The sequence below is a fragment of the Micromonospora sp. NBC_01655 genome (assembly GCF_026339755.1).
Taxonomy (GTDB): Bacteria; Actinomycetota; Actinomycetes; order Mycobacteriales; family Micromonosporaceae; genus Micromonospora.
The window spans coordinates 6,164,066-6,189,973 of the sequence record NZ_JAPEQF010000001.1 but is presented as its reverse complement, the minus strand read 5'-3'; the positions used below and the strand labels follow the sequence as shown (position 1 = coordinate 6,189,973).

Below are 25,908 nucleotides of genomic sequence, written 5' to 3'. Positions count from 1 at the left end.
GCGCTCAGCCCGTGCAGCCGGCCGGGACGGCGCCGCCGGAGGGCACCGCGGCGACCACCACGTCGGCGATCGGGCTCACCCACTGCAGGGCCGACCCGTACGAGTGGGGGACGGTGACCCGCACGGCGGTCTCCCGGTCCAGGGTGGTGAGCACGGTCGCGTCCGGCCCCTCGACCGCGTACCAGCAGACCTTGTTGACCACCCAGACGTCGTCGGTGGACCCGGGGGTGGGCTCGTCGCCGCCGCAGGCGACGGTGAGCGCCGGATCGCCGTACGCCGCGTTCTGCTCGGGGCCGGCGGTGACCGGCCGCTGGGCCACGTCCCGCACGGTCGGCGGGAGCTGTGACGTCAGCGCGCGGCACACGATCTCGGGTCGCTCGGCCAGCTTCGGGGCGGCCATCTCGACCGGCGCGGTGGACTGCGGCCGGGCGCTGGTCGCCGACGGGCCCGGCTCGGCGGCCGGGGTGTCCGGGGTGAGCTTGGCGAAGGTGAATCCGGCCACGGCCACGGTCACCGGGACGGCGACCAGCGTGGCCACCAGCGCCGCGCTCCGGTTGGTCCGGTTCCGGCGCGACGGGCCCTGGGTCCGCCCGTCGGTCTTGTCGGCCCCGTCGGTCCTGTCGTCGGTCTTGTCCGAGGAGGAAGTGATCTCGTCCACTTACAGGCGCACCACCGAACACGTGAGGGTGCGGGTGATGCCGGGCACCATCTGCACCTTGCTGACGATGAGTTTGCCGAGCTCGTCGACCGTGTTCGCCTCGGTGAGCACGACCACGTCGTACGGCCCGGTGACGGCGTCGACCCGGACCACGCCGGCAAGGTCCGCGATCAGGCCGGCCACGTCACGCGCCCGACCGACCTCGGTCTGGATGAGGATGTACGCCTGTACCACGACTCGACCTCCGTCCGTCGCCGCCCGTGGGCGGCCCGAAGGGTGAAACTACCTTACGGACCAGGTCTGATCCCTATCGGTGGCCAAGGAGAAGCGGTGAGCGAGCGCGACGGGCGCGACAGCGGGTGCGGCGTGGGATGGTTCCGGGCCCACGGCGGGTACGGGCACGACGGGGGACGGGCATGAGCGTGGCCGGGATCGGCGAGTTCGGGTTGATCGACCGGGTCACCGCCCGGCTGCCCCAGGGGGCGGCCTGCCTGCTCGGGCCCGGCGACGACGCCGCGGTGCTGGCCGCGCCGGACGCCCGCGTCGTCGCGTCCACCGACGTGCTGGTCGAGGGACGGCACTTCCGGCGGGACTGGTCCAGCGCCCGGGACGTGGGGCACCGGGCGGCGGCGGCCAACCTGGCCGACATCGCGGCGATGGGCGGCACCCCGACCGCACTGCTGGTGGCGTTGTGCATGCCGGCGGACCTGGACCCGGCCTGGGCCGAGGAACTGGCCGACGGGCTGGCCGCCGAGGCGGCCACGGTGGGGGCGAGCGTGGTCGGCGGCGACATGTCCGCCAGCCCGACGCTGACGATCGCGGTCACCGCCCTCGGCGACCTGGGCGGCCGGGCCCCGGTGGTCCGCTCGGGCGCCCGCCCGGGAGACGTGCTGGCCCTGGCCGGCCGCAGCGGGTACGCCGCCGCCGGGTACACCGTGCTGTCCCGGGGCTTCCGCACCCCGAAGCTGCTGGTCGAGGCGTACCGACGGCCCGAGGTGGCGTACCCGGCCGGGCCGCACGCCGCCCGGCTCGGCGCGACCGCCATGATCGACGTGTCGGACGGGCTGCTGGCCGACCTCGGGCACGTGGCCCGGGCCAGCGGGGTCGGCATCGACGTACGCCGGGACGCCTTCGAGGTGCCCCGGCAGATGGGCGACGCCGCCCAGGCACTCGGGGTCGACCCGTACTCGTGGATCCTCGGTGGCGGCGACGACCACGCGCTGGCCGCGACCTTCCCCCCGGCGGTGGTGCTGCCCGCGCCGTGGCGGCCGGTCGGCCGGGTGGTCGAGGGCGCGGGCGTGACCGTCGACGGCGCGCCGTACGCCGGCCCGGCCGGCTGGGACCACTTCCGGTAGGCACTGGTCAGGGACGTACCCTTCACTCCGTGAGTGAGATCGAGATCCGCGCGGCCCGCTTCGACTCGCCGGAGGCGCAGGGGCTCATCCGGGCCGCCCTGGCGGACCTGGGCCAGCGGTACGGGGGCAGCGGGGACGACACCCCGGTCGACGCCGTCGAGTTCGAGCCGCCGGGCGGGGCGTTCCTGGTCGCGTACCTGGCGGGGGAGCCGGTGGGGTGCGGCGGCTGGCGCAGCCACGGCGACGCCGGGGACACCGCGGAGCTGAAGCGGATGTACACCAGCCCCGCGGCGCGCGGCCGGGGCGTGGCGCGGGCGGTGCTCGCGGCCGTCGAGCGGTCGGCGCGCGAGCACGGACGCAAGCGGCTCATCCTGGAGTGCGGGTACAAGCAGCCCGAGGCGATCGCCATGTACACCTCGGCCGGGTACGAGAGCATCCCGAACTTCGGGTTCTACCAGGACGCCCCGGGCTGCCTCTCCTTCGGCCGTACCCTCTGACCGGCCGCCCCGGCGCGGTGGCCTGCCGGGCCGGCGGGCGACGTTCGGGGCGGACACGAACAGCCGGCGAGCCCTCAGGCCCGCCGGCTGTTCGGCGAAAATGGTGGGGTCGGCGCTACCGCGTCAGGCGCGGGTGACCTTGCCGGCCTTGATGCAGGAGGTGCAGACCTGCAACTTCTTGGTGTTACCACCACCGGCCGGGGTACGCACCGACTGGATGTTCGGGTTCCAGCGGCGGTTGGTCCGCCGGTGCGAGTGGGACACGTTGTGGCCGAAGCCCGGTCCCTTGCCACAGACGTCGCACACGCTAGCCACGGGATACTCCTGGGTTTGAAACGTTCATGAGGTCGCCGCCAGGCGCTGCCCGGGCAACCTGGTCAGGTTACCCGATGCCCCCCGTGCCTGGCCAACCGGCCCTGTCGGGCATGACGGCGGGTGGACACGCCGGGGCGGGGCGGTCGGCCCGGGCGGGTGTCGGTGTGCGCCAGTAGGCTTCTCGCCGTGCTGGACACCCTCGACGCCGCCGCGGTGCGCCGCTGGTGCGCGGACGGGCTAGCCGCGCTCCGCCGGCACCAGGGGGAGATCGACGACCTCAACGTCTACCCGGTCCCCGACGGCGACACCGGCACCAACCTCGTGCTCACCCTCACCTCGGCCCAGCAGGCCCTGGCGATGGACCTGGAGACCGTCGGCGACGGCGGGTCCACCCCGCACGGGCACGCGCTGCGGCTGATGGCGCGCGGCGCGCTGCTCGGCGCCCGGGGCAACTCCGGGGTGATCCTGTCGCAGATCCTGCGCGGCTTCGCCGACGCCCTGGCCACCGCGCCGGTGGTGCGGGGCCGCCAGTTGGCCGCCGCGCTGCGCGACGCCACCGACGCTGCGTACGCCGCCGTCGCCAGCCCGGTCGAGGGCACCCTGCTCAGCGTGGTCGCGGCGGCGGCCGGGGCGGCGGAGTCGGCGGACAGCGACGACCTGCGCACCGTCGCCCGGGCAGCGGCCGGGGCCGCCGCCCGGGCCCTGGCGCGTACCCCCGAGCAGTTGCCGGCGCTGGCCCGCGCCGGCGTGGTCGACGCCGGCGGCCGGGGGCTGTGCCTGCTGCTCGACGCGCTGGTCGAGGTGATCACGGGGGAGAGCCCGCACCGGCCGGCGCCCGCCCCGCGCGAGGCCCGCCCGCCGGCCACCGCCGTGCGGGAGACCGGCTCGGCGCAGTACGCGTACGAGGTGCAGTTCCTGCTCGACGCCGGGCCCGAGGCGGTCGCCCGGCTGCGGGAGATCCTGGCCGGGCTCGGCGACTCGCTGGTGGTGGTCGGCGACGGGGCCACCGATGCGGCGTCGACCACCTGGAACGTGCACGTGCACGTCAACGACGTGGGCGCGGCCGTGGAGGCGGGGGTGGAGGCCGGCCGGCCGTACCGGATCTCGGTGACCCGCTTCGCGGACCAGGTGGCCGCGCCGGCGCGGGACGGCCGGGCGGCCGTGGTGGTCGCCTCCGGCGCCGGCATCGCGGAGCTGTGCGCAGGCGAGGGGGCGACGGTGGTGCCGGGCAACCCGTCCACCCGTGACCTGCTCGACGCGATCCTGGCCACCGCGGCGGCCCGGGTGGTGGTGCTGCCCAACGACCCGAACACCCAGGCCGTGGCGAGCGCCGCCGCGCGGGAGGCGCACGCGCTGGGGGTGAAGGTCAGCGTGGTGCCCACCCGGTCGCCGGTGCAGGCGTTGGCCGCCCTCGCCGTGCGCGACCCGGAGCGCCGCTTCGCCGATGACGTGATCGCGATGGCCGAGGCCGCGGGCGCGTGCCGGTACGCCGAGGTCTGCTGGGCCGGCCGGGAGGCGCTGACGGTCGCCGGCCCGTGCCGCCCCGGCGACGTGCTCGCCCTGGTCGAGGGGGAGGTGCACCTGATCGGCGTGGACCTGACCGACACCTGCGCCGCCGTCGTCGACCGGATGCTCGGCGGCGGCGGTGAGCTGGTCACCCTGCTCTCCGGCGCGGACGCCCCCGACGGGCTGGCCGCCGCCGTCGCCGAGCACGTCGCCCGGCGCTGGCCGTTCGTGGAGGTCCAGGCGTACCCGGGCGGCCAACCGCACTATCCGCTCCTGGTGGGGGTCGAATGACGACGTCCGAGCCGGCCACGGTCGACACGCCGCTGAAGAAGCTCGTCGGGGAGAAGACGGCCAAGGCCCTGGCCGCGCACCTCGACCTGCACACCGCCGGTGACCTGGTCTACCACTTCCCCCGCCGGTACGACGAGCGCGGCGAGCACACCGACATCCGCTCCCTGGACGTCGGCGAGCAGGTCACCGTCCTGGCCCAGGTGCAGAAGACCGCCGTGCGGCCGATGCGCCAGCGGCGGGGCAACCTGCTGGAGGTGACCGTCGGGGACGACTCCGGCGGTGTGCTCACCCTGACCTTCTTCGGCAACCAGGCGTGGCGGGAGCGGGAGCTGCGCCCCGGCCGGTGGGGGCTGTTCGCCGGCAAGGTCACCGAGTTCCGGAGCAAGCGGCAGCTCAACGGCCCGGAGTACGTCATGCTCGGCGACGGCGGCGACGGTGAGGCCGCGGTCGACGAGGAGGTCGAGGAGTTCGCCGGGGCGCTGATCCCGGTGTATCCGGCCGCGGCGGCGGTGCCGACCTGGGTGATCGCCCGCTGCGTGCGGGTGGTGCTGGACACCTTCACCCCGCCGGAGGACCCGCAGCCGGCCACCGTCCGGGCCGACCGCAAACTGGTCGGGATCGGCACCGCGCTGCGCGAGATCCACCGGCCGTCCAGCAAGGAGAACCTGTACCGGGCCCGCCGCCGGCTCAAGTGGGACGAGGCGTTCGCCGTGCAGCTCACCCTCGTGCAGCGCAAGCTCCGGGCCGCCGCCTGGCCGGCGAAGGCCCGGCCACCCCGCGCCGGTGGGCTGCTCGACGCGTTCGACGCCCGGCTGCCGTACGAGCTGACGCCCGGCCAGCGGACGGTCGGCGCGGAGATCGCCGCCGACCTGACCGTCCCGCACCCGATGCACCGGCTGCTCCAGGGCGAGGTCGGCTCTGGCAAGACGGTGGTGGCGCTGCGGGCGATGCTCCAGGTGGTCGACGCCGGCGGGCAGGCCGCGCTGCTCGCCCCGACCGAGGTCCTCGCCGCCCAGCACCACCGGGGGATGCTCGACCTGCTCGGCCCGCTCGCCCGCGCCGGTGAGCTGGGTGCCGCCGACGACGCCACCCGGGTCGAGCTGGTCACCGGCTCGCTCGGTGCGGCAGCCCGCCGGCAGGCCCTCGCCGAGGTGGCCGGCGGGCGGGCCGGGATCGTGCTCGGCACCCACGCCCTGCTGTACGAGGGGGTGGACTTCGCCGACCTGGGCCTCGTGGTGGTCGACGAGCAGCACCGGTTCGGCGTCGAGCAGCGCGACGCGTTGCGCTCCAAGGCCGACCAGCCGCCGCACGTGCTGGTGATGACGGCCACCCCGATCCCGCGCACGGTGGCGATGACCGTCTACGGCGACCTGGAGACGTCCACCCTGTCCCAGCTCCCGCAGGGGCGCTCGCCGATCGCCTCGCACGTGGTGCCGGCCGCCGAGAAGCCGGCCTTCCTGGACCGGGCCTGGCGCCGGCTGCGCGAGGAGGTCGCCGCCGGCCACCAGGCGTACGTGGTGTGCCCCCGGATCGGAGAGGGACCGGCGTCGGAGGAGGAGCCGCCCCGGGAGGACGACAACGGCCGACGGCCCCCGCTCGCGGTGACCGAGGTCGCCCCGCTGCTCGCCGAGGGGCCGCTGCACGGGCTGCGGATCGGCATCCTGCACGGGAAGCTGCCCGCCGACGAGAAGGACGCCGTGATGCGCTCCTTCGCCGCCGGCGACCTGGACGTGCTGGTGGCCACCACGGTCGTCGAGGTGGGTGTCAACGTGCCCAACGCCACCGTGATGATCGTGCTGGACGCCGACCGGTTCGGCGTCTCCCAGCTGCACCAGCTCCGTGGCCGGGTGGGCCGGGGCTCGGCGGCCGGGCTCTGCCTGCTGGTCAGCGAGGCGGCCGAGGGCTCCTCGGCCCGGGAGCGCCTCGACGCGGTGGCGTCCACCACGGACGGTTTCAAGCTCGCCGAGCTGGACCTGGAGCAGCGCCGCGAGGGCGACGTGCTCGGGGCCACCCAGTCCGGCCGGCGCTCGCACCTGCGGCTGCTGTCGCTGCTGCGCGACGCCGATTTGATCCGGGACGCCCGGGCCGAGGCGATCGCCCTGGTCGAGGAGGACCCGGAGCTGGAACGCCACCCGGCGTTGGCCGCATCGGTGGCCGCCCTGGTCGACGAGGACCGAGCGGAGTACCTGGAGAAGGGCTGATCTCGCCCCGGGCGGCCTGATCGACTCCGGGTGAGGCACCGGCGGCCCCCGTCGGGCGGTGCATGGTGCCGCACCCCGGGAGGAGCGGTGTCGCCTGCCGCGAGGGTCGTCGGCGGCCCCCCACCGGGGACGCGTCCGCGCCTAGGCTCGACCGATGTCGACCCCGTCTCTCCTTCGTGGCATGGTGCTGCTGGCCCAGGGCGACCGGCGCGCCGTCGAGCAGGCCACCGGCCTCGCCGACGACGCCACCGGTCAGCCCTGCTCCGGCCGGACCCGGTTCCAGATCGCCTCGATCAGCAAGAACATGGCCGCCGCGGCCGTCCTGCTCCTCGCCGAGCGGGGAAGGCTCGACGTGCACGATCCCGTCGACCGGTGGGTGCCGAACTGCCCGCCGGCCTGGCGGCCCATCACGCTGCACCACCTGCTCACCCACACCTCGGGCCTCGGGCACTGGGAGGAGTACCCGCTGCTCGACCTGGCCGGCGCGATCGACCCCGACGAACTGCTGGCCGTGTTCCGCGAGGTCCCGCCGCTGTTCGCCGCCGGTGCGGGCTGGCACTACAGCAGCCCGGGCTACGTTCTGCTCGCCCGCGCCGTCGAGCGGGCCGCCGACCGGGCGTACCGGGACTTCCTGGCGGAGGAGGTCTTCGCGCCGTTGGACATGACCGGCAGCTTCGCCGGCTCCGGCGCCGGACGCGCCGACGTGGCGACGGGCCACTCCGGCGGCCGTCCGGTGCCCTCCTGGGACCTGGACACGGTGAGCATGGGCGCGGGTGACGTCTGGTGCACCGCCGACGACCTACTGGCCTGGCTCGACGGGCTGCGGGACGCCCGACTGCTCACCCCCGCCTCGGTCGCGCAAATGATCACCGCGTACGCGCAGGCCGGCTCGGGACCGCAGGCGTACGGGTACGGCTGCTTCGTCGGCCCGCTGGCGGGGGAGCGGTCGGTCGGCCACTCCGGGCACAACCTCGGCTTCAAGGCGTTCGTCGCCTGGCTGCCGGACTCCGACCGCCGGCTGGTCGTGCTGACCAACGACGACGAGGACCCGGTCGCCCCAACCCTGATCGACCACCTCCTCACCACCAACTGACCACCCCCACCCCACCCGCCGCGTCCCACCCGCGGGCGTTCTTTCACGGGATCAGTGGCCTCCGGCCAGCACGACGCCACTGATCCCGTGAAAGAACGCGAACTCTGCGGGGCGGGGTGGGGGACGGCCGGCATGGGGCGAGGGCGCGTCGGCCGGGTGGTCGACGCGCCCTCGGGTCGTGCGGTTCGGGGGGACCCGGTCAGCTCAGCGGGTCGGGGTGGGTCGGTGGGTCAGGAGGTGAAGCGGATCCGTCGACGCCGGGCGACCACGAAGAGCACCGCGCCGGCCGCCAGCAGGGCGACCGCCCCGGCGGCGATGCCGCCGGCCGCCGCGCCGGTCACCGGCAGCCCACCCTCCTCGCCGCCGCCGGTGCCGCCCTCGTCGCAGCCGTTCAGCGGGGCGGTCCACTTGATCGGCTCGGCGGACTCCAGGTCGCCGGTGACGACGACGGTCAGACCCTTGGCGGCCGGGAAGCGCACGGACTTGTTGGTGCCCGGCTCGATGGTGACGGTCTGCGGCTTGCCGGTGCTCGGGGTGAAGGTCGAGGTCAGGCTGACGCCGTTCTTCGGGTTCTGGACCAGCAGGACCAGCTCGTCGCAGGTGGACTCGTAGGAGGTCTCCGGCTCGCCGACCTCGGGCTCCTGGCATTCCGCCGGGGCCTTCGGGGTACCGGTCCAGACGCTCTTCTCGTTGGCCGTGACGGTGATCTGGCCGTCCACGGCGGCGGCGTCCAGCTCGACCTTCTCGATGCTGCGCAGGGGGACCGTGACGGCCTTGCTGAAGCCCTTGTCGGTGGCGATCACGAAGTTCGCCGGGGCGTTGCCGTCGCGGTTGATCAGGCTGAACGTGACCTTGCCGGCGCAGTCGGACTCGACGACCACCTCGGGCGCGGCCTCGCAGGTCTCACCGCCGCCGTTGTACCAGGCCTGCGGGCCCTTCGACTGGGAGCCGATGCCCTTGGGGCTGCCGACCTTGCGGTCGCCGTAGCGCGGACCGCTGTCGGTCAGCGGGTCGATGATCTCGTCGCCGAAGACGAAGTCGACCTGGGTGTAGCAGGTGGGGACCTCGACCTTGAACTTCAGCGTCGACCGGGTGCCCACCTCGTCCTTGGCGACCGAGGTGAACTTGTCGACCGACTTGCTCAGCACGTACTGCGGGAACTCGACCTTCGCCGACGGGGCGACGTACGAGACCAGCGCGAAGGCCTGCTCCTCGCCCTCGCAGAGCGGGCCGTTGACCAGCGTGATGCTGGCCTCGCCGAGCTTGCCGCGGAATTTGTGCGTGTACCGCGCGTCGGCGGCGCTGACGCAGGTCGGCCCCTCCGGGGCGGGCGTGGTCGACGACTCGCTAGCGGGCGGCGTCGCCGTCGGCGCGGACGTGGCCGGGGAGGCCGACGGCTGCGGCGACGGGCTGGTGGCCAGCGCCGGAGACGACGCCGCGAACGCCGTGGCGAGGCCGGCCAGGGCGGCGGCGGCCACGACGACCGGTCGCCGTGGCGACAGCTTGGGACGGATCACGCGTACTCCCGGGGTGAAGAAGCGTCAGGGGGTGCGGCGCGGGGGCAACGGCGGTCGCGGCCGGGTGCGGCGCGCCCGCGACGACGCCTCCCGGCGCCGGTGGGCCGGCGGGACGCGGCCGGCACCCGGCAGACCCTAGCGAGAACGGGCCGGCCGGCACAGCGCACGGAAACCTCCGAGGGTGATGTTATGGATTTGAGATCATTGATGTACGTCCGGTGATCGCGGCGCGACGTCCGTGGCACGCACCGTGGCGGCCGGTGGGGTCGCGTAGCGTCGGGGCATGAGCAGGAGCAGGCGGTGACCCGGATCGTGGCCGGGACGCTCGGCGGCCGGCGGATCGCCGCGCCGCCCGGCGCCGGTACCCGACCCACCTCCGACCGGGTGCGGGAGGCGCTGTTCAGCGCGGTGCAGGCCGACGTCGACCTGGCCGGGGCGCGCTTCGCCGACCTGTACGCCGGCTCCGGCGCGGTCGGGCTGGAGGCGCTGTCCCGGGGCGCGGCGCACGTGCTGTTGGTCGAGTCGGATCCCCGGGCCGCCCGGGTGGTCCGGGAGAACGTCGCCGCGCTGCGGGCCGCCCCGGCCGCCCGGCTGGTCACCGGCCGGGTCGGCACGGTGCTGGCGGCCGGTCCGGACGGCGGGCCGTACGACGTGGTGTTCGCCGACCCCCCGTACGCCGTGCCCGACGCCGAGGTCACCGCGATGCTGACCGCGCTGGTCGACGGCGACTGGCTGGCGGCGGACGCCCTGGTGGTGGTGGAACGGTCCAGCCGGACCGGCCCGGTCGCCTGGGTGCGGGGCATCACGGGGGAGCGCAGCCGCCGGTACGGCGAGACCACCCTTTGGTACGGTCGCCGCTCATGAGACGTGCGGTGTGTCCCGGCTCGTTCGACCCGGTCACCAATGGACACCTCGACATCATCGGCCGGGCCGCCCGGCTCTTCGACGAGGTGATCGTCGGCGTGCTGGTGAACCAGTCGAAGAGCGGCCTGTTCACCGTCGAGGAGCGGATCGACATGCTCCGGGAGGTGACGTCCTCGTACGACAACGTCCGGGTCGCGTCCTTCCGTGGCCTGCTGGTCGACTTCTGCCGGGCGCAGCAGGCCAGTGTCCTGATCAAGGGCCTGCGGGCGGTCAGCGACTTCGACTACGAGCTTCAGATGGCCCAGATGAACATCGGTCTGGCCGGCGTGGAGACGTTGTTCATGCCGACCAACCCGCTCTACTCCTTCCTCTCCTCCAGCCTGGTCAAGGACGTGGCCAAGTGGGGCGGCGACGTCTCCGCCCACGTCCCCGACCTGGTCCGCGACGCCCTGCGGTCCCGGCTCACCCCGCACCCCTGACCCGCGCGCCCGATCTCGCACCTCGGCCCCGGACCGTCCCGTAACGGGCGATTCGTCGGGCTCGCGCGTGCCCGATCGGCCCGCCGGTCGCGACACGACGCCCGCCGGGCGGGGCAGACCGGCGGGCGGTGGCCCCGGCGCGACATGATGGGTCGAGCGGGAACCCGGCCGTAGCCCGCATCATGTAGGTCGGCCGACGAACGACAGGAGTGAGGTACCGGTGGACCCGCTCGATCGCATCGACGAACTGATCGCCATGGTGGAGCAGGCCCGCTCCGTCCCGATGTCACGCAACAACTGCATGGTCGACCGGGGCGAGATGATCGCCGCCCTCGACGAGATGCGTGCCGAGCTTCCCGCCGACCTGCGCCGGGCCGCCGCCCTGTTGGAGGAGCGGGACAAGATCATGGATGCCGGCAAGCGGGAGGCCGACCGGATCATCAGCGAGGGTGAGGCGGAACACGCCCGCCTGGTGTCGGTGAACGAGATCACCGTCTCGGCCGAGCACGAGGGCGCCCGGATCATCGGCGAGGCCCGGGCCGAGGCGCAGCGGCTGCGCGAGGAGGTCGACGACTACGTCGACACCGCGCTGGCGAACTTCGAGCAGTTCCTCACCCGGGCGCTGGCCTCGATAGAGCGCGGCCGGGACAAGATGCACGCGCTGCGGGAGATCGGCACCTTCGGTGGGGACGAGGCGGATCGCCCGCTACCCTTCTGAGCGGCACCTCAGCAGCCGACAGGCGGGGCGGGCGTCGCCCCCGGTTCGACGGTCCGGCGGGCGTCCAGGTAACCTTTTTTGTCGGCCTCTCACCGGCCGGAGTCTGACTATGCCCAAACACTCGCCTTCATCACTCAACCCCAGGGCGCCGCTGGTCCTCGACACGAGGGACCTGCCGCGTCGCCCTGGCGCGTTGCGTACGCATCGGCGGGTCGTCCCGGCACCGGCGGACCTCGGCGTGGAGTTGATCGGCGTGCCGGAGGGCGCGGACCTCGACCTCGATCTGAGGTTGGAGTCGGTGTCCGAGGGCGTGCTCGTCTCGGGGACCGTGAGCGGTCCCGTCCGGGGCGAGTGCGGCCGGTGCCTGCGCGAGATCAACGAGTCGATGGTCGTGAACGTCCAGGAGCTGTACGCGTACGAGAACAGCACCACGGACATCACGACCGACGAGGACGAGGTGGGCCGGATGCAGGACGATCTGATCGACCTGGAGCCGGCGCTGCGGGACGCGGTGGTGCTCATGCTGCCGACCAACCCGCTCTGCCGGGAGGACTGCCCAGGCTTGTGCCCCGAGTGCGGGGTGCACTGGGACGATCTGCCGGCCGACCACAGTCACCAGCAGATCGACCCGCGTTGGGCGGGCCTGTCGCAACTGAACCGTACAGAGGAGTAGGAACCGTGGCCGTCCCGAAGCGCAAGATGTCGCGCAGCAACACCCGGTCCCGCCGGGCGAACTGGAAGGCGGCCGTGGTGGCGACCGTGGCCTGCCCGCAGTGCAAGTCCCCGAAGCTGCCGCACACGGCGTGCTCCGTCTGCGGCACGTACAACGGCCGCCAGGTCATCGAGGTCTGACCTGGACGCCGAGTGACGCCCCCGACCCCAGGTCGGGTGGCGCGCGCATCCTGGCGATCGCCCGGTGCCCCGGCTCCCGCCGTCGCCGGCCGGACCGTTCCGGCCGACGTTCCGGTGGAGCCGGGCACCGCGCGGATCGCCGTTGACCTCCTCGGCGGGGACGATGCTCCCGCCGTCGTGGTTGACGGCGCTCTGTGGGCCATGCGCGCCGACCCGGACCTGCACCTCCTGCTCGTCGGCCCCGCCGAGGTCGCCGACGGGCTGATCGGTGCCCTCGACCCGGTGCAGCGCACCCGGGTCACGGTCCGGCCGGTGCGGGCCGCCGTCGGCATGGCCGACCACCCCGTCGCCGCCCGTGCCGACAGCACCGTGCGGGCGGCGGTCACCGCCGTCCGCGACGGGATCGCCGACGCGGTGGTCTCCGCCGGCGCCACCGGCGCCACCGTCACCGCCGCCGCCCTGGGGCTCGGTCGTTGGCCGCACGTGCGGCGGCCGGCGCTGGTGGCCACCCTGCCGGCGGTCGTCGGCCCGGTGGTGCTGCTCGACGTCGGCGGCTCGCTGGAACCCGGTCCCGCCACGCTGGCCCGGCACGCCGTGCTCGGCGCGGCCTACGCGGCCGTCGCGCACGCGGTGGCCGAGCCCCGGGTCGGGCTGCTGTCCGTGGGGACCGAGGGTGGCAAGGGGGACCGGCTGCGGCGCACCGCCGCCCCGCTGCTCGCCGCCGCGCCGCTGCCCGACGGAGCGCGCTACGTCGGCCTCGTCGAGGGCTACGACATCGCCTCCGGCGCGCGCGCCGACGTGGTGGTGACCGACGGCTTCACCGGCAACGTGCTGCTCAAGGCGATCGAGGGCGCGTACGCGATGGCCGGCGGGCCGCCCGCCAGCGGCGGCGCCCCCCGGGCGGCGGCCCTGCTCGGGGTGGCCGGGACGGTGGTCGTCTGCCACGGCGCGGCCCGCGCGGACGACGTCGCCTCCGGAATCGCCCTCGCCGCCCACCTGTGGCGTCGGCGAGCCACCGACACTGTCTCCACGCTGCTCGATCGTGCTCCGCAGGCCCCCGCGAAACCCGGTGACCACGCCGATCGCACCACCGACACCGAGGTGAGCCTGTGACCGCCCGTCCCGTCCCGGCCCGACCGGCCGCGCGCCCCGCGCCGGCCCCGGGGGGCCTGCCGCGCGCGGCCCGCCCGGTCGCGAACGAAGAGGTAACCGCATCATGACCAACGACAAGCGGCGGCGGGCCCCCGTCGGCCACCTGGAGTCCGCCTTCGGGGTCTCGCTGCACCCGGAACTGCTGGAACGGGCGCTGACCCACCGCTCGTACGCGTACGAGAACGGCGGCCTGCCCACCAACGAGCGGCTGGAGTTCCTCGGCGACTCGGTGCTCGGCGTGGTGATCACCACCGCGCTCTTCCACAACCATCCCGACCTGCCCGAGGGGCAGCTCGCGAAGCTGCGGGCGAGCGTGGTGAACATGCGGGCGCTCGCCGACGTGGCGCGCGGGCTGGGCCCGGAAGGGCTCGGCGCGTACCTGCTGCTGGGCAAGGGCGAGGAGAGCACGGGCGGCCGGGACAAGGCGAGCATCCTCGCCGACACCCTGGAGGCCCTGCTGGGCGCGATCTACCTCCAGTACGGCCTCGACACCGCCGCGATCGTGATCCACCGGCTGTTCGACCCGCTGATGGCCGAGTCGGCCGGGCGGGGCGCCGCGCTGGACTGGAAGACCAGCCTCCAGGAGTTGACCGCCGCCCTGGGGCTGGGCGTTCCGGAGTACCGGATCGAGGGCACCGGCCCCGACCACCTCAAGACGTTCACCGCCTGGGTGGTGGTTGCCGGCAACCGCTACGGCGGGGCGGAGGGGCGCAGCAAGAAGGAGGCCGAGCAGCGGGCCGCCGAGTCCGCCTGGCGGGAGCTGACCGCACAGGCCGAGCGGGACCAGGCCGAGCGGGCGGCAGCCGAGCAGGCGGCGGCCGAGTACGCGGCGGCCGAGCAGGTGGCGACGCCGGCGGCGGTGGGGACGGGCGCCCCCGGCGGGCCGAACGGGTCTGCCGGGGACGCGACCGGCGGCACCGCGCTGGGCGCCCGAGCGGCCGACGAGGCGGGCCGTGCCTGAGCTGCCCGAGGTCGAGACCGTCCGGCAGGGCCTGGCCCAGTGGGTCACCGGCCGGCGGATCGCCGCCGTCGAGGTACGCCACCCCCGGGCGGTCCGCCGCCACCTCGCCGGGCCGGGGCACTTCGCCGACGTGCTGGCCGGGCGGACGGTGCGTGACGTGCGGCGGCGCGGCAAGTACCTGTGGCTGCCGCTGGACAGTGGCGACGCCGTCGTCGGTCACCTCGGCATGTCCGGCCAGTTGCTGCTCCAGCCGGCCACGGCGGCCGACGAGCTGCACCTGCGCGTCCGGTTCCGGTTCGCCGACGACGGCCCCGAGCTGCGCTTCGTCGACCAGCGCACGTTCGGCGGGCTGTCGGTCTCCGAGGGCGGGGCGGAGTTGCCGGGGGAGATCGCGCACATCGCCCGGGACCCGATGGACCCCGAGTTCTCCGACGAGGCCTTCGTCGCCACCCTGCGCCGCCGGCGTACCGAGGTGAAGCGGGCGCTGCTCGACCAGACCCTGATCTCCGGCGTCGGCAACATCTACGCCGACGAGGCGCTGTGGCGGGCCCGGCTGCACGGTGCCCGGCCGACCGACGCGCTGACCGGGCCTGCCGCGCTGCGGTTGCTCGGCCACGTCCGGGACGTCCTCGGTGAGGCGATCACCGAGGGCGGCACCAGCTTCGACGCCCTGTACGTCAACGTCAACGGCGAGAGCGGCTACTTCGACCGCTCGCTCAACGCGTACGGGCGGGAGGGTGAGCCGTGCCGGCGGTGCGGGACACCGATGCGCCGCGAGGCGTTCATGAACCGCTCGTCGTTCAGTTGCCCCCGCTGCCAGCCCCGGCCCCGGGGCGCGCTGCGGGGCTGACCCGGGAGCCGGTCAGGGGGCGGCCGGGCAGGGCGACCGCCACGCGTCGAGTCCGCGCTCCTTGCGGATGGAGGCGAAGCCGTACCCGACGGTGGTCACGCAGAAGTCGGCGGGGTCGCCGGTGTACTCGACGTGGAACACCGGCTTGCCGGCGTCGGTGAACGGCAGCAGCTTCGCGCACTGGCCCCGCCGGACGCACTCCTCGTTGACCGCGAAGTCGAAGTCGGGCGCCAGCGCGGCCACCTGCGGTACGTCGCCCAGCAGGCCGGGGGAGAGGCCCAGCGAACGGGCCAGCGCGGCCACCCGCCGGTTGAACAGCAACTGGTCGTCGAAGTCCAGGGCAAGGCCGGGCCGGTGGGCGTACCCGTCGGCGTCGGCCAGCGCCACCGCGCCGAAGCCCTTGCCCCGGCAGAGTCGGAACCGGTCGGCGAGGATCGGTGCCAGCACGTCCCACTGCCGGACGTCCACCCAGCGGGTGTCCGGCCGTGGCCCGGCCCCGCCGCGCACCGCCGCCGGGTAGCGGTCGGCGTCCGGGTCGGTCCGGGTGTACGAGCCGACGGCGACGTGACAGATCAGCCGGCGGTCCCGGGCGCGCAACGCCGAGGTCTCGGTGGCGGTGGTACGCACCGGGTCGAGCAGGAACACGTCCGCGTCCACTGTGCTGTCGAGCGGCCCGGTCAGTTGCCACTGCCAGCGCCAGTGTCGGGCCGAGTCGGCCGGCCACGGGGTGGGTGCGCCCGGCGGGAGCAGGTCCGCCCGGCAGCCGTACGCCGCCGTGAGCAGCGTCACCGCGACGAGTGACCGCAGCATCCGGCGCGGTCCACGCCCGATGCCGGGCGAGCGCAGCCGGATCCGCATCGGCAGCTCCCGGGTAGCGGGCGGCCCCCGGCCGCCCGGTCGGGTCCGCCGCCCCCACGTACCGCCTCGGCGGGCCTCACCCGGTGCAACGAGCGGGCTCCCGCGACGACTCGCCCGGGCCGCAGGGGGTCAGCGCCGCCGCCTCAGCGCGGGGTGCCGAAGTCCTGCGTCCAGTACGGCCCGTTGCTGCTGGCCACGCCGACGCCGATCTGGGTGAACGAGCAGTTCAGGATGTTGGCCCGGTGCCCGGAACTGTTCATCCAGGCGTCCATCACCGCGGCCGGGGTCTGCTGGTTCCAGGCCACGTTCTCGCCATACGCCCGCCACGAGTACCCGACCCGGTCGAGCCGCTCGCCGACGTCGCTGCCGTCGCTGCCGTCGTGCGACATCTTGCGGTGGTCGGCCTGGTCCTGGCTGTGCGCCTGGGCGGCGGCCGTCAGCTTGCTGTTGATCTTCAGCGCGCCGCAGCCGGCCTTGGCCCGCTCGGCGTTGACCAGGTCGACGACCTGCTGCGCCTGGCTGCTGGCGCCCGTCCCGGCGGCGCTGCGGGACGTCGTCGCCGGGGTGCTGCGCTGGTTGCTCCGCGACGCGGCCGTGGACCGGCTGGGCCCCGGAGTCGGCTTGCCGGTCCGGCTCGGCGTGGCCGACGGGCGGGCGGTGGACGCACCCGGCGAGGGCGTGGCTGCGGCGCCACCCGGGCCGGACGCGGCGTCGGGGTCGGCCGGCGCGGCGACCGGAGCGTCGGCGGCGGCCCGGTCGGTCCGCAGGTCGTCCCCGCCGGGCAGGGGCAGGGCGCCGACGCCGAGGCTGACCACGAGCGTGGCCGCCGCGGCGGCCCCGCCGATCAGCAGCGGGCGCGGGAGCCGGCGGGCCGGCCGGTGCCGCCCCTCGCCGCCGGTCGGGGCGTCCCCGGCCCGGTCTTCCCGGTACGCCGGGCGGCCGGCCCGCGGCCCGTCGGCCGCCGACGCGGCGCGCCCGACGACCGGAACGATTCGGGTGCGCTCCGCCTCCCCCGCCCCGTCGGCGGGCTGGCCGTGCCACGGTCCGGTCGGCTGGTCGCGCCAGCGTCCGGCCGGTTCGTCCTGCCATGGTCCGGTCGGCTGGCCTTGCCACGGTCCGGCCGGCTGGTCGTACCACCGTCCGGCCGGTTCGTCGCGCCACGGCTCGGCGTCGGGCCGCCACGGCTCGCCCGCCGGCCGTCGCGGCCCGCCCGCGGGCTGCCACCGCCCGGTGGGCTCCTCCCGCCAGGGCCCGTCGCCCGGTCGCTCCCACCGCGCGGTGGCCGGCGGCGCCCACGGCCGGCGGACGGGCTCCGCCCGGTGCGGATCGGCTGCTCGGCGGTCGCCCGGCTGGCCCGGCTGGTCCGGCTCGTCCCCGAACAGGTACGCCGACCGCGGTTCGGGCCGGTCGGTCAGCCAGGCCGGCTCGCCGGCCGGGAAGTCCTGGCGGCGGCGGGCGCCCTCCGGGTCGGTCGGGTCGGTCGAGCCGTACACGCCTGTCGCCTCCACGGGTCGGTTGCGGACCGGGCTGAACCTACGGGTGCGGCGCGAGCTGCGGCAACGTGGCTAAGGAAGAGTTAAGCGAATCCGACTCGCACGAGTGGTCCCTTCCGGTGATCCCGGGCGTACAGTTAGCACGTCCGGACAGAGCGTGTCCGTGCCTGGTGGCAGCCCCCGACAAGTGGACCGGCCGACGTGGAGATGATCTACGGCCTGCGGCAACTTGACGAATGCGGGGTTGTCGGCTCAATATGTAGGTGTCGCCAGTCGCGCCCGGTCATGCCCAGAATCGCTGGGAATGGCAGCCGCGAACGAGTGGGCGCGCGTTGGACCGGCCTTTCCGGCAGCGCATATCAAGGAGTCAGCATGGCGAAGGCCCTCTACGGCCACGTAGGTGCAGCGCCCGATCGGCGTCTGCTCGACGAGGTCACCCGACTGCGGTCCAGGGTTCAGGCACTGGAGTTCGAGATCACGCGCCTGCGTGCCGAGAATGATCGGCTCGCGGCGGCTGCGGCGGAGGCGGACGATCTGCTCCGTCTGGCCGAGCCGGCGCTGACCTGATCTCCGGTTGTCAGACAACTGAATCGCACCACGCGAAATCGCGCGCCGACACTTATGTGCCGGCGCGCAGCCATGTCCGGGCCATTTTCCGGCCACCATTTCCCGATCTTGAATAATTGATCAAGGTGCGGCCCGGCGATCCGTCCGATCCGTACCGGTGACGCCCGGTGCCGGTCGTGAGCGCCGGTGGCCGACGGCCGCCCGGGGCGGGTCGCGTGCCCGGCCCCCGGCGACGCCGGGTTAGTCTGCGGGTTCAGCAGGTCCGCGCAGCCCACGACGGTCGGCGACCACCGACGAGGATCGAGAAGGTGTATCTCAAGAGCCTGACGGTGAAGGGGTTCAAGTCCTTCGCCTCCGCGACGACGCTGAAGCTGGAGCCCGGGATCACCTGCGTGGTGGGCCCGAACGGCTCCGGCAAGTCCAACGTCGTCGACGCCATCGCCTGGGTGCTCGGCGAGCAGGGCGCCAAGGCGCTGCGCGGCGGCAAGATGGAGGACGTCATCTTCGCCGGCACCGCCGGCCGGGCGCCGCTGGGCCGGGCCGAGGTCACCCTCACCATCGACAACACCGACGGCGCGCTGCCGATCGAGTACACCGAGGTCTCGATCACCCGCCGGATGTTCCGCTCCGGTGAGAGCGAGTACGAGATCAACGGCGACTCCTGCCGCCTGCTCGACATCCAGGAGTTGCTGTCCGACTCCGGCATCGGCCGGGAGATGCACATCATCGTCGGGCAGGGCCGGCTCGACGGCATGCTGCACGCCAAGCCGGAGGACCGGCGGTCGTTCATCGAGGAGGCGGCCGGCGTCCTCAAGCACCGCAAGCGCAAGGAGAAGGCGCTGCGGAAGCTCGACGCGATGCAGACCAACCTCAACCGGCTCACCGACCTCACCGCCGAGCTGCGCCGCCAGCTCAAGCCGCTGGGCCGGCAGGCCGAGGTGGCCCGGCGGGCCGCCGCGATCCAGGCCAACCTGCGCGACGCCCGGCTGCGGCTGCTCGCCGACGACCTGGCCACCCTGCGCGCCACCCTGGACAGGGAGATCGCCGACGAGAGCGCCCTGCGCGAGCGGCGGGAGCAGGTCGAGGCGGAGCACACCGAGGTGCAGGGCCGGCTCGGTGAGCTGGAGGCGGCGCTGGCCGAGGACGCCCCGCTGCTGGCCGCCGCCCAGGACACCTGGTACAAGCTCTCCGCACTGTCCGAGCGGTTCCGCTCCATCGAGCAGCTCGCCCGGGAGCGGCTGCGCCACCTCAGCGCCACCGGCGACGACGAGCGCCCCGGCCGCGACCCCGACCAACTGGAGGCCGAGGCCGAGCGGGTGCACGAGCAGGAGGAGGAGCTGCGGGCGGCGCTGACCGACGACCAGATCCGGCTCGCCGAGGCCGTCGAGCACCGGCAGGAGCTGGAACGGCAGCTCGCCGCCGCCGAGCGGGAGCTGGTCGCGGCGGCCAAGGCCATCGCCGACCGGCGGGAGGGACTGGCCCGGCTCACCGGGCAGGTGAACTCGGCGCGGGCCCGCACCACCAGCGCCGGGGAGGAGATCGACCGGCTCGCCGCTGCGCATGCCGACGCCCTGGCCCGTGCCGAGCAGGCGCAGGCCGACCTGGACGCGGTGGCCGAGCAGTCCACCGAGGCCGACCGGGACAACGCCGACCTCGACGCCCGGCACGCCGAGGCCGTCGCGGTGCAGGAACGGGCGCAGGCCGCCGTCCGGGCCCTCACCGACGCCGAACGGGCCGCCGAGAAGGACGCCGCCACGCAGAAGGCCCGCGAGGAGGCGCTCGCCATGGGCCTGCGCCGCAAGGACGGCGCGGGCGCGCTGCTCGCCCGCGCCGACGAGGTGCCCGGCCTGCTCGGCAGCCTCGCCGGGCTGCTCACCGTCGCCCCCGGCCACTCCGCGGCGCTCGCCGCCGCGCTCGGCGGGCTCGCCGACGCGGTCGCCGTCAGCGGCGTCGACGAGGCCGTCGAGGCGATGCGGCTGCTGAAGATCTCCGACGCCGGCCGGGCCGGACTGCTGGTCGGCAGCCCTGCCGGGCCGGGCATGACCGGGCCGGCCGACGCGCTGCGCCCGAAGCTGCCCGAGCACGCCCGCTGGGCCCCCGACCTGGTCGAGTGCTCCGCCGAGCTGCGCCCGGCCGTGCACCGGGCGCTGCGCGACGTGGTGCTGGTCGACGACCTCGCCGCCGCGTCCGAGCTGGTCGCCGGCAATCCCGAGCTGCGCGCGGTCACCGTGGACGGAGACGTGGTCGGGGCGTACGCGGCGGCCGGCGGGTCGGCCAAGGCGCCCAGCTTCATCGAGGTGCAGGCCGCGGTGGAGGAGGCCCGGGCCAACCGGCTCGCCGCCGAACGGGCCGCCGCCGAGCTGCGCGACCAGCTCGTCGAGGCGCGCGCCGAGGTGGCCGCCGCGAAGGAGGCGGTGCAGCACGCGGCCGCCGCGAAGCGGGAGGCCGAGAGCCACCGCAACGCCGCCGCCCGCCGGCTCGCCGAGCTGGGGGCCGCCGCCCGGTCGGCTCAGGCGGAGACCGACCGGCTCGGCGACTCCCGGTCCCGCGCCGAGGCGGCCCGGGAACGCGACCTGACCGCCCTGGCCGAGCTGGCGGATCGGCTCCGGCTGGCCGAGGCCACCCCGATCGACGCCGAGCCGTCCACCGAGGAGCGGGACCAGCTCGCCGCCATGGTGCCGCAGGCCCGGCAGAACGAGATGGAGGTCCGGCTCGCGGTGCGTACCGCCGAGGAACGGGTCTCCTCGATCGCCGGCCGGGCCGACTCGCTGCGCCGGCAGGCCACCGCCGAGCGGGCCGCGCGGGAGCGCGCGGCGGCCCGCCGGGCCGCCCGGGCCCGGGGCGCTGACATCGCCCGCGCCGTGGCCGGCGGCGCCCGCGAGGCGTTGACCCGGCTGACCACCTCGATCGCGCGGGCCGAGGAGCACCGCGATGCCGTGGCGCGCGAACGCGCCGGCCGGGAGGCCGAGCTGTCCGAGGTACGCGGCGCGGCCAAGCGCCTCGGCGCGGAGCTGGAGCGGCTGACCAGCCAGGTGCACCGGGACGAGGTGGCCCGCGCCGAGCAGCGGCTGCGCATCGAGCAGCTGGAGGCCAAGGCCGCCGAGGACTTCGGCCTGGACGTGGAGACCCTGGTCGCCGAGTACGGCCCGCACCAGCCCGTACCGCCGACCCAGGCGGACGTGGCGGCGGCCGAGCGGGACGGGCTGCCGGTGCCCGAGCCGGTCCGCTACGAGCGCCCGGTGCAGGAGAAGCGGGCCGCCAAGGCGGAGCGCGAGCTGGCCCTGCTCGGCAAGGTGAACCCGCTCGCGCTGGAGGAGTTCGCCGCGTTGGAGGAGCGCTTCAAGTTCCTCTCCGAGCAGTTGGAGGACCTCAAGGCCACCCGGCGGGACCTGCTCACCGTGGTCAAGGACGTCGACGACCGGATCCTGGAGGTCTTCGCCAGCGCGTTCGAAGACACCGCCCGGGAGTTCGAGCAGGTGTTCACCGTGCTCTTCCCCGGTGGGGAGGGCCGGCTGATCCTCACCGAGCCCGACGACCTGCTCAGCACCGGCGTGGAGGTGGAGGCCCGCCCGCCGGGCAAGAAGATCAAGCGGCTGTCCCTGCTCTCCGGCGGCGAGCGGTCGCTGACCGCGGTGGCCATGCTGGTGGCGATCTTCCGGGCCCGGCCCAGCCCGTTCTACATCATGGACGAGGTGGAAGCGGCCCTCGACGACGTCAACCTGGGCCGGCTGATCACGTTGCTGGCCCAGTTGCGGGAGAAAAGTCAGCTCATCGTGATCACCCATCAGAAGCGGACGATGGAGATCGCCGACGCCCTCTACGGGGTGACCATGCGCAGCGGGGTCACCCAGGTGATCAGCCAGCGGCTCAACCGGGCCGACGACGAGCGGCACAGCCGCGGCGAGGAGAACGAGTAGTGGCTCGGGAACGTGCGACGGCGCTCCTGGTGGACCTCGACGGGGTGCTGCGGCGCTGGGACCCGGCGGTCGCCGCCGGCGTGGAGCGGGAGTACGGCCTCTCTGCGGGGGTGCTCACCGAGATCGCCTCGCAGTGGGGGCGGCTCCAGCCGGTGCTGACCGGCCAGGTCAGCCACGCAGACTGGACGTCCAGCGTGGCCGACGCGCTGGCCGAGTCGGTCGGCCCGCAGCGGGCCCGGGCGGCGGTGGAGCAGTGGCAGCGCTACCGGGGCGAGGTGGACCCCGGGGTGCTGGCGTTCGTGCGCGAGGTGCGGGCCGCCGGGGTGCGGGTCGGTCTCGGCACCAACGCCACCGACCTGCTCGACACCGACCTCGCCGCGCTGGGCCTGGTCGGCGAGCTGGACGTGGTGGTCAACTCCTCGGTCGTCGGGGTGCACAAGCCGGCGAAGGAGTACTTCCAGGCTGCCTGCGCGGCGCTGGAGACATCCCCGGCCCGGGTGCTCTTCGTCGACGACGAGGACTGGGCGGTCCGGGGCGCCCGGGCCGCCGGGCTGTCGGCGTACCGGTGGGACGGGCCCTCGGGGCTGCGCTACCTGCGGGCGGCGCTGGCGTATTGACCCCCGGCGGGCCGTCCGGCCGGACGGCCCGCCGGGCGCCGGTCGGTCACTCGCCGGTGACCCCGTCGAGGCGTTCCCGGATCAGGTCGGCGTGGCCGTTGTGCCGGGCGTACTCCTCGATCATGTGCACGTACACCCAGCGCAGGTTGAACGTCCGCTTCTTGGACCCGACCTCGGTGAACTCCTCGTCGAGGGAGCGGCCGGCGGCGGCGGCCCGGGCCAGCTCGACCTCCCGGTGGTACGTGGCGAAGTCGGCCTCGGCGTCGGCGGTGCTGACGTCGTGGTCGGCGTCCGGGTGCTCGGGCGTGAAGTACGGGTAGTCGACCCGCTGGCCGGCGAAGTTCTCCCGGAACCACCAGGCCTCCACCTCGGCCAGGTGCCGCACCAGCCCGAGCAGGGTGAGCGCGGACGGCTCGACGCTCGGCGTACGCAACTGTTCGGCGGTCAGCCCGGCGCACTTGAGCAGCAGGGTCTGCCGGTGGTAGTCCAGCCAGCCGTCGAGCATGGTGCGCTCGTCGCCGACGTAGGGCTCGTTGGTCCGGGTGATCTCCGGTGCTGTCCAGGTCATCGGGTCATCCTGGCCGGTGCCCCGACAACCGGCGACCGGATTAACCGGCCGTCCCCGTGAGGTCGCCCGCCGCCCGTCGGCCGGCGTGCTGACGAAGACCACCACCAGCCCGGCGCCCTGCCGCCGGGCCAGCCCCGCCGCGTACGCGGCGGCCCGCAGCGAGGTCCGGGTGCCGTCGACGCCGACCAGCACCACCCGGGCCCGTCCGTGCCGCGCTCGAGGGGCAGCGGTCGGACCCGCGGGCCGTAGTCCTCCCGGTCGAGGGGGGCTCCCAGGCTCATGGTCGGCTCCTCACTGTCGCTCGCCGGCGCGGACCACCGCCGCGCCCGTCCCGGCGTTCAGTCGATGGCGTCGTTGAACCGGCGCAACAGCCGGCCGAAGTCCTCCACGTCCCGTTTCGGCCAGCTCTCCACGATCCGCCGGAACTCCGCGAGCCGGGACGACCGGGCGGCGTCGAACCGGCGCTGCCCCTCCTCGGTCAGGCTGAGCTGGAACGCCCGCCGGTCGTCCGGGTCCGGCTCCCGGCGCACCAGCCCGAGCCCCTCCAGGCCGTTGATCTGCCGGCTCAGCGTCCCCTTGCTGATGCCGAGCCGGGCGGCCAGGTCGGTCAACCGGATCGCGTCGGACCGGCGCAGCCACAGCAGCAGCCCGTACGCGTTCGGCTCCAGGTTGGGGTGCACCTCCTTGGCGACCTCCCAGGACAGCGAGCGGCCCCGACGCAGCAGCGCGGTCAGTTCGTGCTCCAGGGCCCGCAGGGTGTCCGGAAGGTGATCATCGTCCACGCCGCAAGGGTACGGCGTACGACAGCCGGATTCAGCGTTCGACGGCGAGCCGGCGCTGCGCCACCGTGCGCAGGTGCCCGTCCCCGGTGGTGCCCTCGATGATCACCTCGGCGGCGCGGCCCCGGTGGGTGAGGGTGGCCACCGCGTTGCCGAAGTACGGGCCGGCGAGCTTGCGCCAGCGCACGGTGGGGCGGCGCACCCCGGCCGAGCGGGCCAGCGCCCGGCTGGCCCCGGCCGGCCCCGGCGACCAGCCGAGCTTCATCAGCGGGCGCATGGCGGCCGGCACCTGGTTGTGGATCGGCGAGCAGGTGAGCTGGTGCACCGGCGTGCGCACCGCCGGGTCGTCGAACCGGGCCCGGGCCACGTACGAGTGGTGCACGTCCCCGGAGAGCACGCTGATCGACGCCGGCGGCGGGTACGCCGGGCCGGCGCCGACCCGGTCCCCGGTGTGCCCGGGCGGACCGCTGCCGATCCGGGCGAACAGCGCGCCGAGGGCGTCGAAGGACCGGCGGAACGCCGCCCAGTGCTCCAGGTCCAGCCCCCGGCGCATCTTCTCGGCCAGGCCCGCCAGCCAGGGGTGCCGGGAGTCGGCGAGCCGCTCGTTCCACGCCTCCACGTGGTGGATGCCCGGCGGCAGCAGCCAGGGCAGCGACGCGCCCACCACCAGGTGGTCGTAGACGCCGTGGGCCCGGTCGAGGAACCAGGACCACTCGCCCGGCGGCAGCATCGCCCGGTTGCCCGGCTCCAGCACCCGGCTGCACCGGTTGTCCAGCATCACCAGCCGGGTCCGCCCCAGGTCCAGGGCGTAACTCCACTGGTACTGCACGGCGCGCCAGCGGTCGGTGTCGTGCGCCTCGTCCGCCTCCCGGTCGACCCGCGCGCCGAACTCGCGCAGCACCTCGGTGGCGTCGCCCCCGGCGGCGGCGACCTTCGCGTACACCGGGTCGGCGGCGATCTCGTCCGGGTCGAGGTTGCCCAGGTGCTGGTAGACCCAGTACGAGGCCAGCCCGCTGCCGATCCGCTCGGCCCACCACGGCTGCTCGCGCATGTCGGCGCGCCACGACGCGGAGGTGTTCCAGTCGTCGATCACCTCGTGGTCGTCGAAGATCATCACGCTGGGCACGGTGGAGAACAGCCAGCGGATCTCCGGGTCCCGCCACGACTCCAGGTAGAGCTTCGTGTACTCGTCGAAGCTGACCACCTGGGTCGCCGGGGCGCCCTCCGGCCGCCGCCGGCGCCGCTTGAGCAGCCGGCGTACGGTCGGCGAGGTCTCGTCGGCGTAGACCTGGTCGCCGAGCAGCACCAGCAGGTCGGGCTGGGCGGCGGCCCGGTCCGGCTCGGCCATCAACCGCCGGGCGTACGCGTCGAGCGCGTCCGGGGGCAGCCTGCGGGCGGTCGAGTGCTGGGTGGTCTCCCGGCAGGAACCGAAGACCAGGCGAACCGGCTGGTTCCGGTCGTCGGCGGCCCGGGTGCGGATCACGCTGGGTGGGAAGCCGCCGCGCGGCTCCGGCCAGGCCGTCTCGTCGTCGACCAGCACCTCGTACGTCGTCGCGCTGTCCGGGGTCAGCCCCTCCACCACGACGAGCGCGTAGTGGTGGTCGTACGCCGAGAAGGTGGCCGCGGTGCCCTCGGCGCCGCCGGCCGTGCGGACCCGGACCGTGGCGGGCGCGCTGGTCTCCACCCACACCGTGGCCCGAGTGCCGACGACCCGGCGCAGCAGCGGGCCGATCAGCAGGCGGGGAGCCGGCACGGGAACCTCCAGGGTGAGCCGATCTCATCATTTCTACCCGGTCGGCC

The 25,908-nt window shown here is 74.7% G+C and carries 25 protein-coding genes and 1 pseudogene; 16 read left to right on the top strand and 10 right to left on the bottom strand.

What is annotated here, in order from left to right:
• Nucleotides 1-4 precede the first annotated feature (4 nt).
• Together OOK41_RS27235 and OOK41_RS27230 are read right to left on the bottom strand one after the other, a co-directional pair.
• Nucleotides 5-541, bottom strand: coding sequence for a DUF3515 family protein (locus OOK41_RS27235; protein WP_266268015.1), 537 nt, complete (start codon nucleotides 539-541; stop codon nucleotides 5-7).
• A gap of 117 nt (nucleotides 542-658) precedes the next feature.
• Nucleotides 659-892 carry an Lrp/AsnC ligand binding domain-containing protein gene (locus tag OOK41_RS27230; protein ID WP_013284547.1) on the bottom strand — a complete coding sequence of 78 codons (234 nt, stop codon included), beginning with the start codon at nucleotides 890-892 and terminating at the stop codon, nucleotides 659-661.
• A gap of 182 nt (nucleotides 893-1,074) precedes the next feature.
• Here OOK41_RS27230 and OOK41_RS27225 point away from each other — a divergent pair, with 182 nt between their 5' ends.
• Nucleotides 1,075-2,013: a thiamine-phosphate kinase gene (locus tag OOK41_RS27225; RefSeq protein WP_266267184.1), complete on the top strand. Its 939-nt coding sequence runs from the start codon at nucleotides 1,075-1,077 to the stop codon at nucleotides 2,011-2,013.
• A gap of 29 nt (nucleotides 2,014-2,042) precedes the next feature.
• The gene (locus tag OOK41_RS27220; RefSeq protein WP_117666281.1) at nucleotides 2,043-2,510 is read left to right on the top strand and encodes a GNAT family N-acetyltransferase; all 468 of its coding nucleotides are present in this window, start codon (nucleotides 2,043-2,045) and stop codon (nucleotides 2,508-2,510) included.
• Between the two features lie 123 nt (nucleotides 2,511-2,633).
• On the opposite strand, the gene rpmB is transcribed toward OOK41_RS27220, so the two are convergent.
• A complete protein-coding gene (gene rpmB / locus OOK41_RS27215; protein ID WP_007456456.1) occupies nucleotides 2,634-2,825 on the bottom strand; it encodes a 50S ribosomal protein L28 in 192 nt (63 codons plus the stop codon).
• A 186-nt stretch (nucleotides 2,826-3,011) separates the two neighbouring features.
• Here rpmB and OOK41_RS27210 point away from each other — a divergent pair, with 186 nt between their 5' ends.
• The 3 genes from OOK41_RS27210 (at nucleotide 3,012) to OOK41_RS27200 (ending at nucleotide 7,916) form a co-directional block, all read left to right on the top strand.
• Complete coding sequence (locus OOK41_RS27210) at nucleotides 3,012-4,622, top strand: DAK2 domain-containing protein (RefSeq protein WP_266267183.1); 1,611 nt, start codon at nucleotides 3,012-3,014, stop codon at nucleotides 4,620-4,622.
• The gene (gene recG, locus OOK41_RS27205; RefSeq protein WP_266267182.1) at nucleotides 4,619-6,823 is read left to right on the top strand and encodes an ATP-dependent DNA helicase RecG; all 2,205 of its coding nucleotides are present in this window, start codon (nucleotides 4,619-4,621) and stop codon (nucleotides 6,821-6,823) included. Before OOK41_RS27210 ends, recG begins: the two co-directional genes overlap by 4 nt.
• A 154-nt stretch (nucleotides 6,824-6,977) precedes the next feature.
• Nucleotides 6,978-7,916, top strand: a complete 939-nt coding sequence (locus OOK41_RS27200) for a serine hydrolase (protein ID WP_266267181.1) — start codon at nucleotides 6,978-6,980, stop codon at nucleotides 7,914-7,916.
• A 230-nt stretch (nucleotides 7,917-8,146) separates the two neighbouring features.
• Here the strand turns inward: OOK41_RS27200 and OOK41_RS27195 are convergent, their stop codons facing one another.
• Nucleotides 8,147-9,433: a cell wall anchor protein gene (locus tag OOK41_RS27195; protein WP_266267180.1), complete on the bottom strand. Its 1,287-nt coding sequence runs from the start codon at nucleotides 9,431-9,433 to the stop codon at nucleotides 8,147-8,149.
• 300 nt (nucleotides 9,434-9,733) lie between these two features.
• Between OOK41_RS27195 and rsmD the strand changes: the two genes are divergently transcribed.
• The 8 genes from rsmD (at nucleotide 9,734) to mutM (ending at nucleotide 15,309) form a co-directional block, all read left to right on the top strand.
• Nucleotides 9,734-10,297, top strand: a complete 564-nt coding sequence (gene rsmD, locus OOK41_RS27190; RefSeq protein WP_266267179.1) for a 16S rRNA (guanine(966)-N(2))-methyltransferase RsmD — start codon at nucleotides 9,734-9,736, stop codon at nucleotides 10,295-10,297.
• Nucleotides 10,294-10,776: a pantetheine-phosphate adenylyltransferase gene (gene coaD, locus OOK41_RS27185; RefSeq protein WP_117666293.1), complete on the top strand. Its 483-nt coding sequence runs from the start codon at nucleotides 10,294-10,296 to the stop codon at nucleotides 10,774-10,776. The genes rsmD and coaD overlap by 4 nt, the downstream gene beginning before the upstream one ends.
• Before the next feature lie 220 nt (nucleotides 10,777-10,996).
• Nucleotides 10,997-11,494 carry a hypothetical protein gene (locus OOK41_RS27180; RefSeq protein WP_117666294.1) on the top strand — a complete coding sequence of 166 codons (498 nt, stop codon included), beginning with the start codon at nucleotides 10,997-10,999 and terminating at the stop codon, nucleotides 11,492-11,494.
• Nucleotides 11,495-11,603: 109 nt separating this feature from the next.
• A complete protein-coding gene (locus OOK41_RS27175) occupies nucleotides 11,604-12,167 on the top strand; it encodes a DUF177 domain-containing protein (RefSeq protein ID WP_117666296.1) in 564 nt (187 codons plus the stop codon).
• Between the two features lie 5 nt (nucleotides 12,168-12,172).
• Nucleotides 12,173-12,346: a 50S ribosomal protein L32 gene (gene rpmF / locus OOK41_RS27170; RefSeq protein ID WP_266267178.1), complete on the top strand. Its 174-nt coding sequence runs from the start codon at nucleotides 12,173-12,175 to the stop codon at nucleotides 12,344-12,346.
• A gap of 114 nt (nucleotides 12,347-12,460) precedes the next feature.
• A complete protein-coding gene (locus OOK41_RS27165; RefSeq protein WP_266267177.1) occupies nucleotides 12,461-13,459 on the top strand; it encodes a phosphate acyltransferase PlsX in 999 nt (332 codons plus the stop codon).
• Between the two features lie 103 nt (nucleotides 13,460-13,562).
• On the top strand, nucleotides 13,563-14,459 hold the full coding sequence (gene rnc, locus OOK41_RS27160) for a ribonuclease III (protein ID WP_266267176.1): 897 nt from the start codon (nucleotides 13,563-13,565) through the stop codon (nucleotides 14,457-14,459).
• Complete coding sequence (mutM, locus tag OOK41_RS27155; protein WP_117666304.1) at nucleotides 14,452-15,309, top strand: bifunctional DNA-formamidopyrimidine glycosylase/DNA-(apurinic or apyrimidinic site) lyase; 858 nt, start codon at nucleotides 14,452-14,454, stop codon at nucleotides 15,307-15,309. The genes rnc and mutM overlap by 8 nt, the downstream gene beginning before the upstream one ends.
• Before the next feature lie 12 nt (nucleotides 15,310-15,321).
• Here the strand turns inward: mutM and OOK41_RS27150 are convergent, their stop codons facing one another.
• Nucleotides 15,322-16,167 carry an endo alpha-1,4 polygalactosaminidase gene (locus OOK41_RS27150; RefSeq protein ID WP_266267174.1) on the bottom strand — a complete coding sequence of 282 codons (846 nt, stop codon included), beginning with the start codon at nucleotides 16,165-16,167 and terminating at the stop codon, nucleotides 15,322-15,324.
• Between the two features lie 143 nt (nucleotides 16,168-16,310).
• Nucleotides 16,311-17,660: a CAP domain-containing protein gene (locus tag OOK41_RS27145; RefSeq protein ID WP_266267173.1), complete on the bottom strand. Its 1,350-nt coding sequence runs from the start codon at nucleotides 17,658-17,660 to the stop codon at nucleotides 16,311-16,313.
• A gap of 372 nt (nucleotides 17,661-18,032) precedes the next feature.
• Here OOK41_RS27145 and OOK41_RS27140 point away from each other — a divergent pair, with 372 nt between their 5' ends.
• The 3 genes from OOK41_RS27140 to OOK41_RS27130 all read left to right on the top strand — a co-directional run bounded on the left by OOK41_RS27140 (nucleotide 18,033) and on the right by OOK41_RS27130 (nucleotide 22,761).
• On the top strand, nucleotides 18,033-18,227 hold the full coding sequence (locus OOK41_RS27140) for a hypothetical protein (protein ID WP_036374707.1): 195 nt from the start codon (nucleotides 18,033-18,035) through the stop codon (nucleotides 18,225-18,227).
• A 308-nt stretch (nucleotides 18,228-18,535) separates the two neighbouring features.
• Entirely contained in the window at nucleotides 18,536-22,144 is a 3,609-nt protein-coding gene (gene smc, locus OOK41_RS27135; RefSeq protein ID WP_266267172.1) for a chromosome segregation protein SMC, read from the top strand.
• Nucleotides 22,144-22,761: an HAD family hydrolase gene (locus OOK41_RS27130; RefSeq protein ID WP_117666311.1), complete on the top strand. Its 618-nt coding sequence runs from the start codon at nucleotides 22,144-22,146 to the stop codon at nucleotides 22,759-22,761. The genes smc and OOK41_RS27130 overlap by 1 nt, the downstream gene beginning before the upstream one ends.
• Before the next feature lie 46 nt (nucleotides 22,762-22,807).
• Here the strand turns inward: OOK41_RS27130 and OOK41_RS27125 are convergent, their stop codons facing one another.
• The 4 genes and pseudogenes from OOK41_RS27125 to OOK41_RS27110 form a co-directional block, all read right to left on the bottom strand.
• Complete coding sequence (locus OOK41_RS27125; protein WP_266268013.1) at nucleotides 22,808-23,329, bottom strand: DinB family protein; 522 nt, start codon at nucleotides 23,327-23,329, stop codon at nucleotides 22,808-22,810.
• A 135-nt stretch (nucleotides 23,330-23,464) separates the two neighbouring features.
• Nucleotides 23,465-23,521: pseudogene (locus OOK41_RS27120) on the bottom strand (universal stress protein); the annotation flags it as partial.
• 146 nt (nucleotides 23,522-23,667) lie between these two features.
• Complete coding sequence (locus OOK41_RS27115; RefSeq protein WP_266267171.1) at nucleotides 23,668-24,111, bottom strand: MarR family winged helix-turn-helix transcriptional regulator; 444 nt, start codon at nucleotides 24,109-24,111, stop codon at nucleotides 23,668-23,670.
• Between the two features lie 31 nt (nucleotides 24,112-24,142).
• Nucleotides 24,143-25,861, bottom strand: coding sequence for an alkaline phosphatase D family protein (locus OOK41_RS27110; RefSeq protein WP_266267170.1), 1,719 nt, complete (start codon nucleotides 25,859-25,861; stop codon nucleotides 24,143-24,145).
• Nucleotides 25,862-25,908 lie beyond the last annotated feature (47 nt).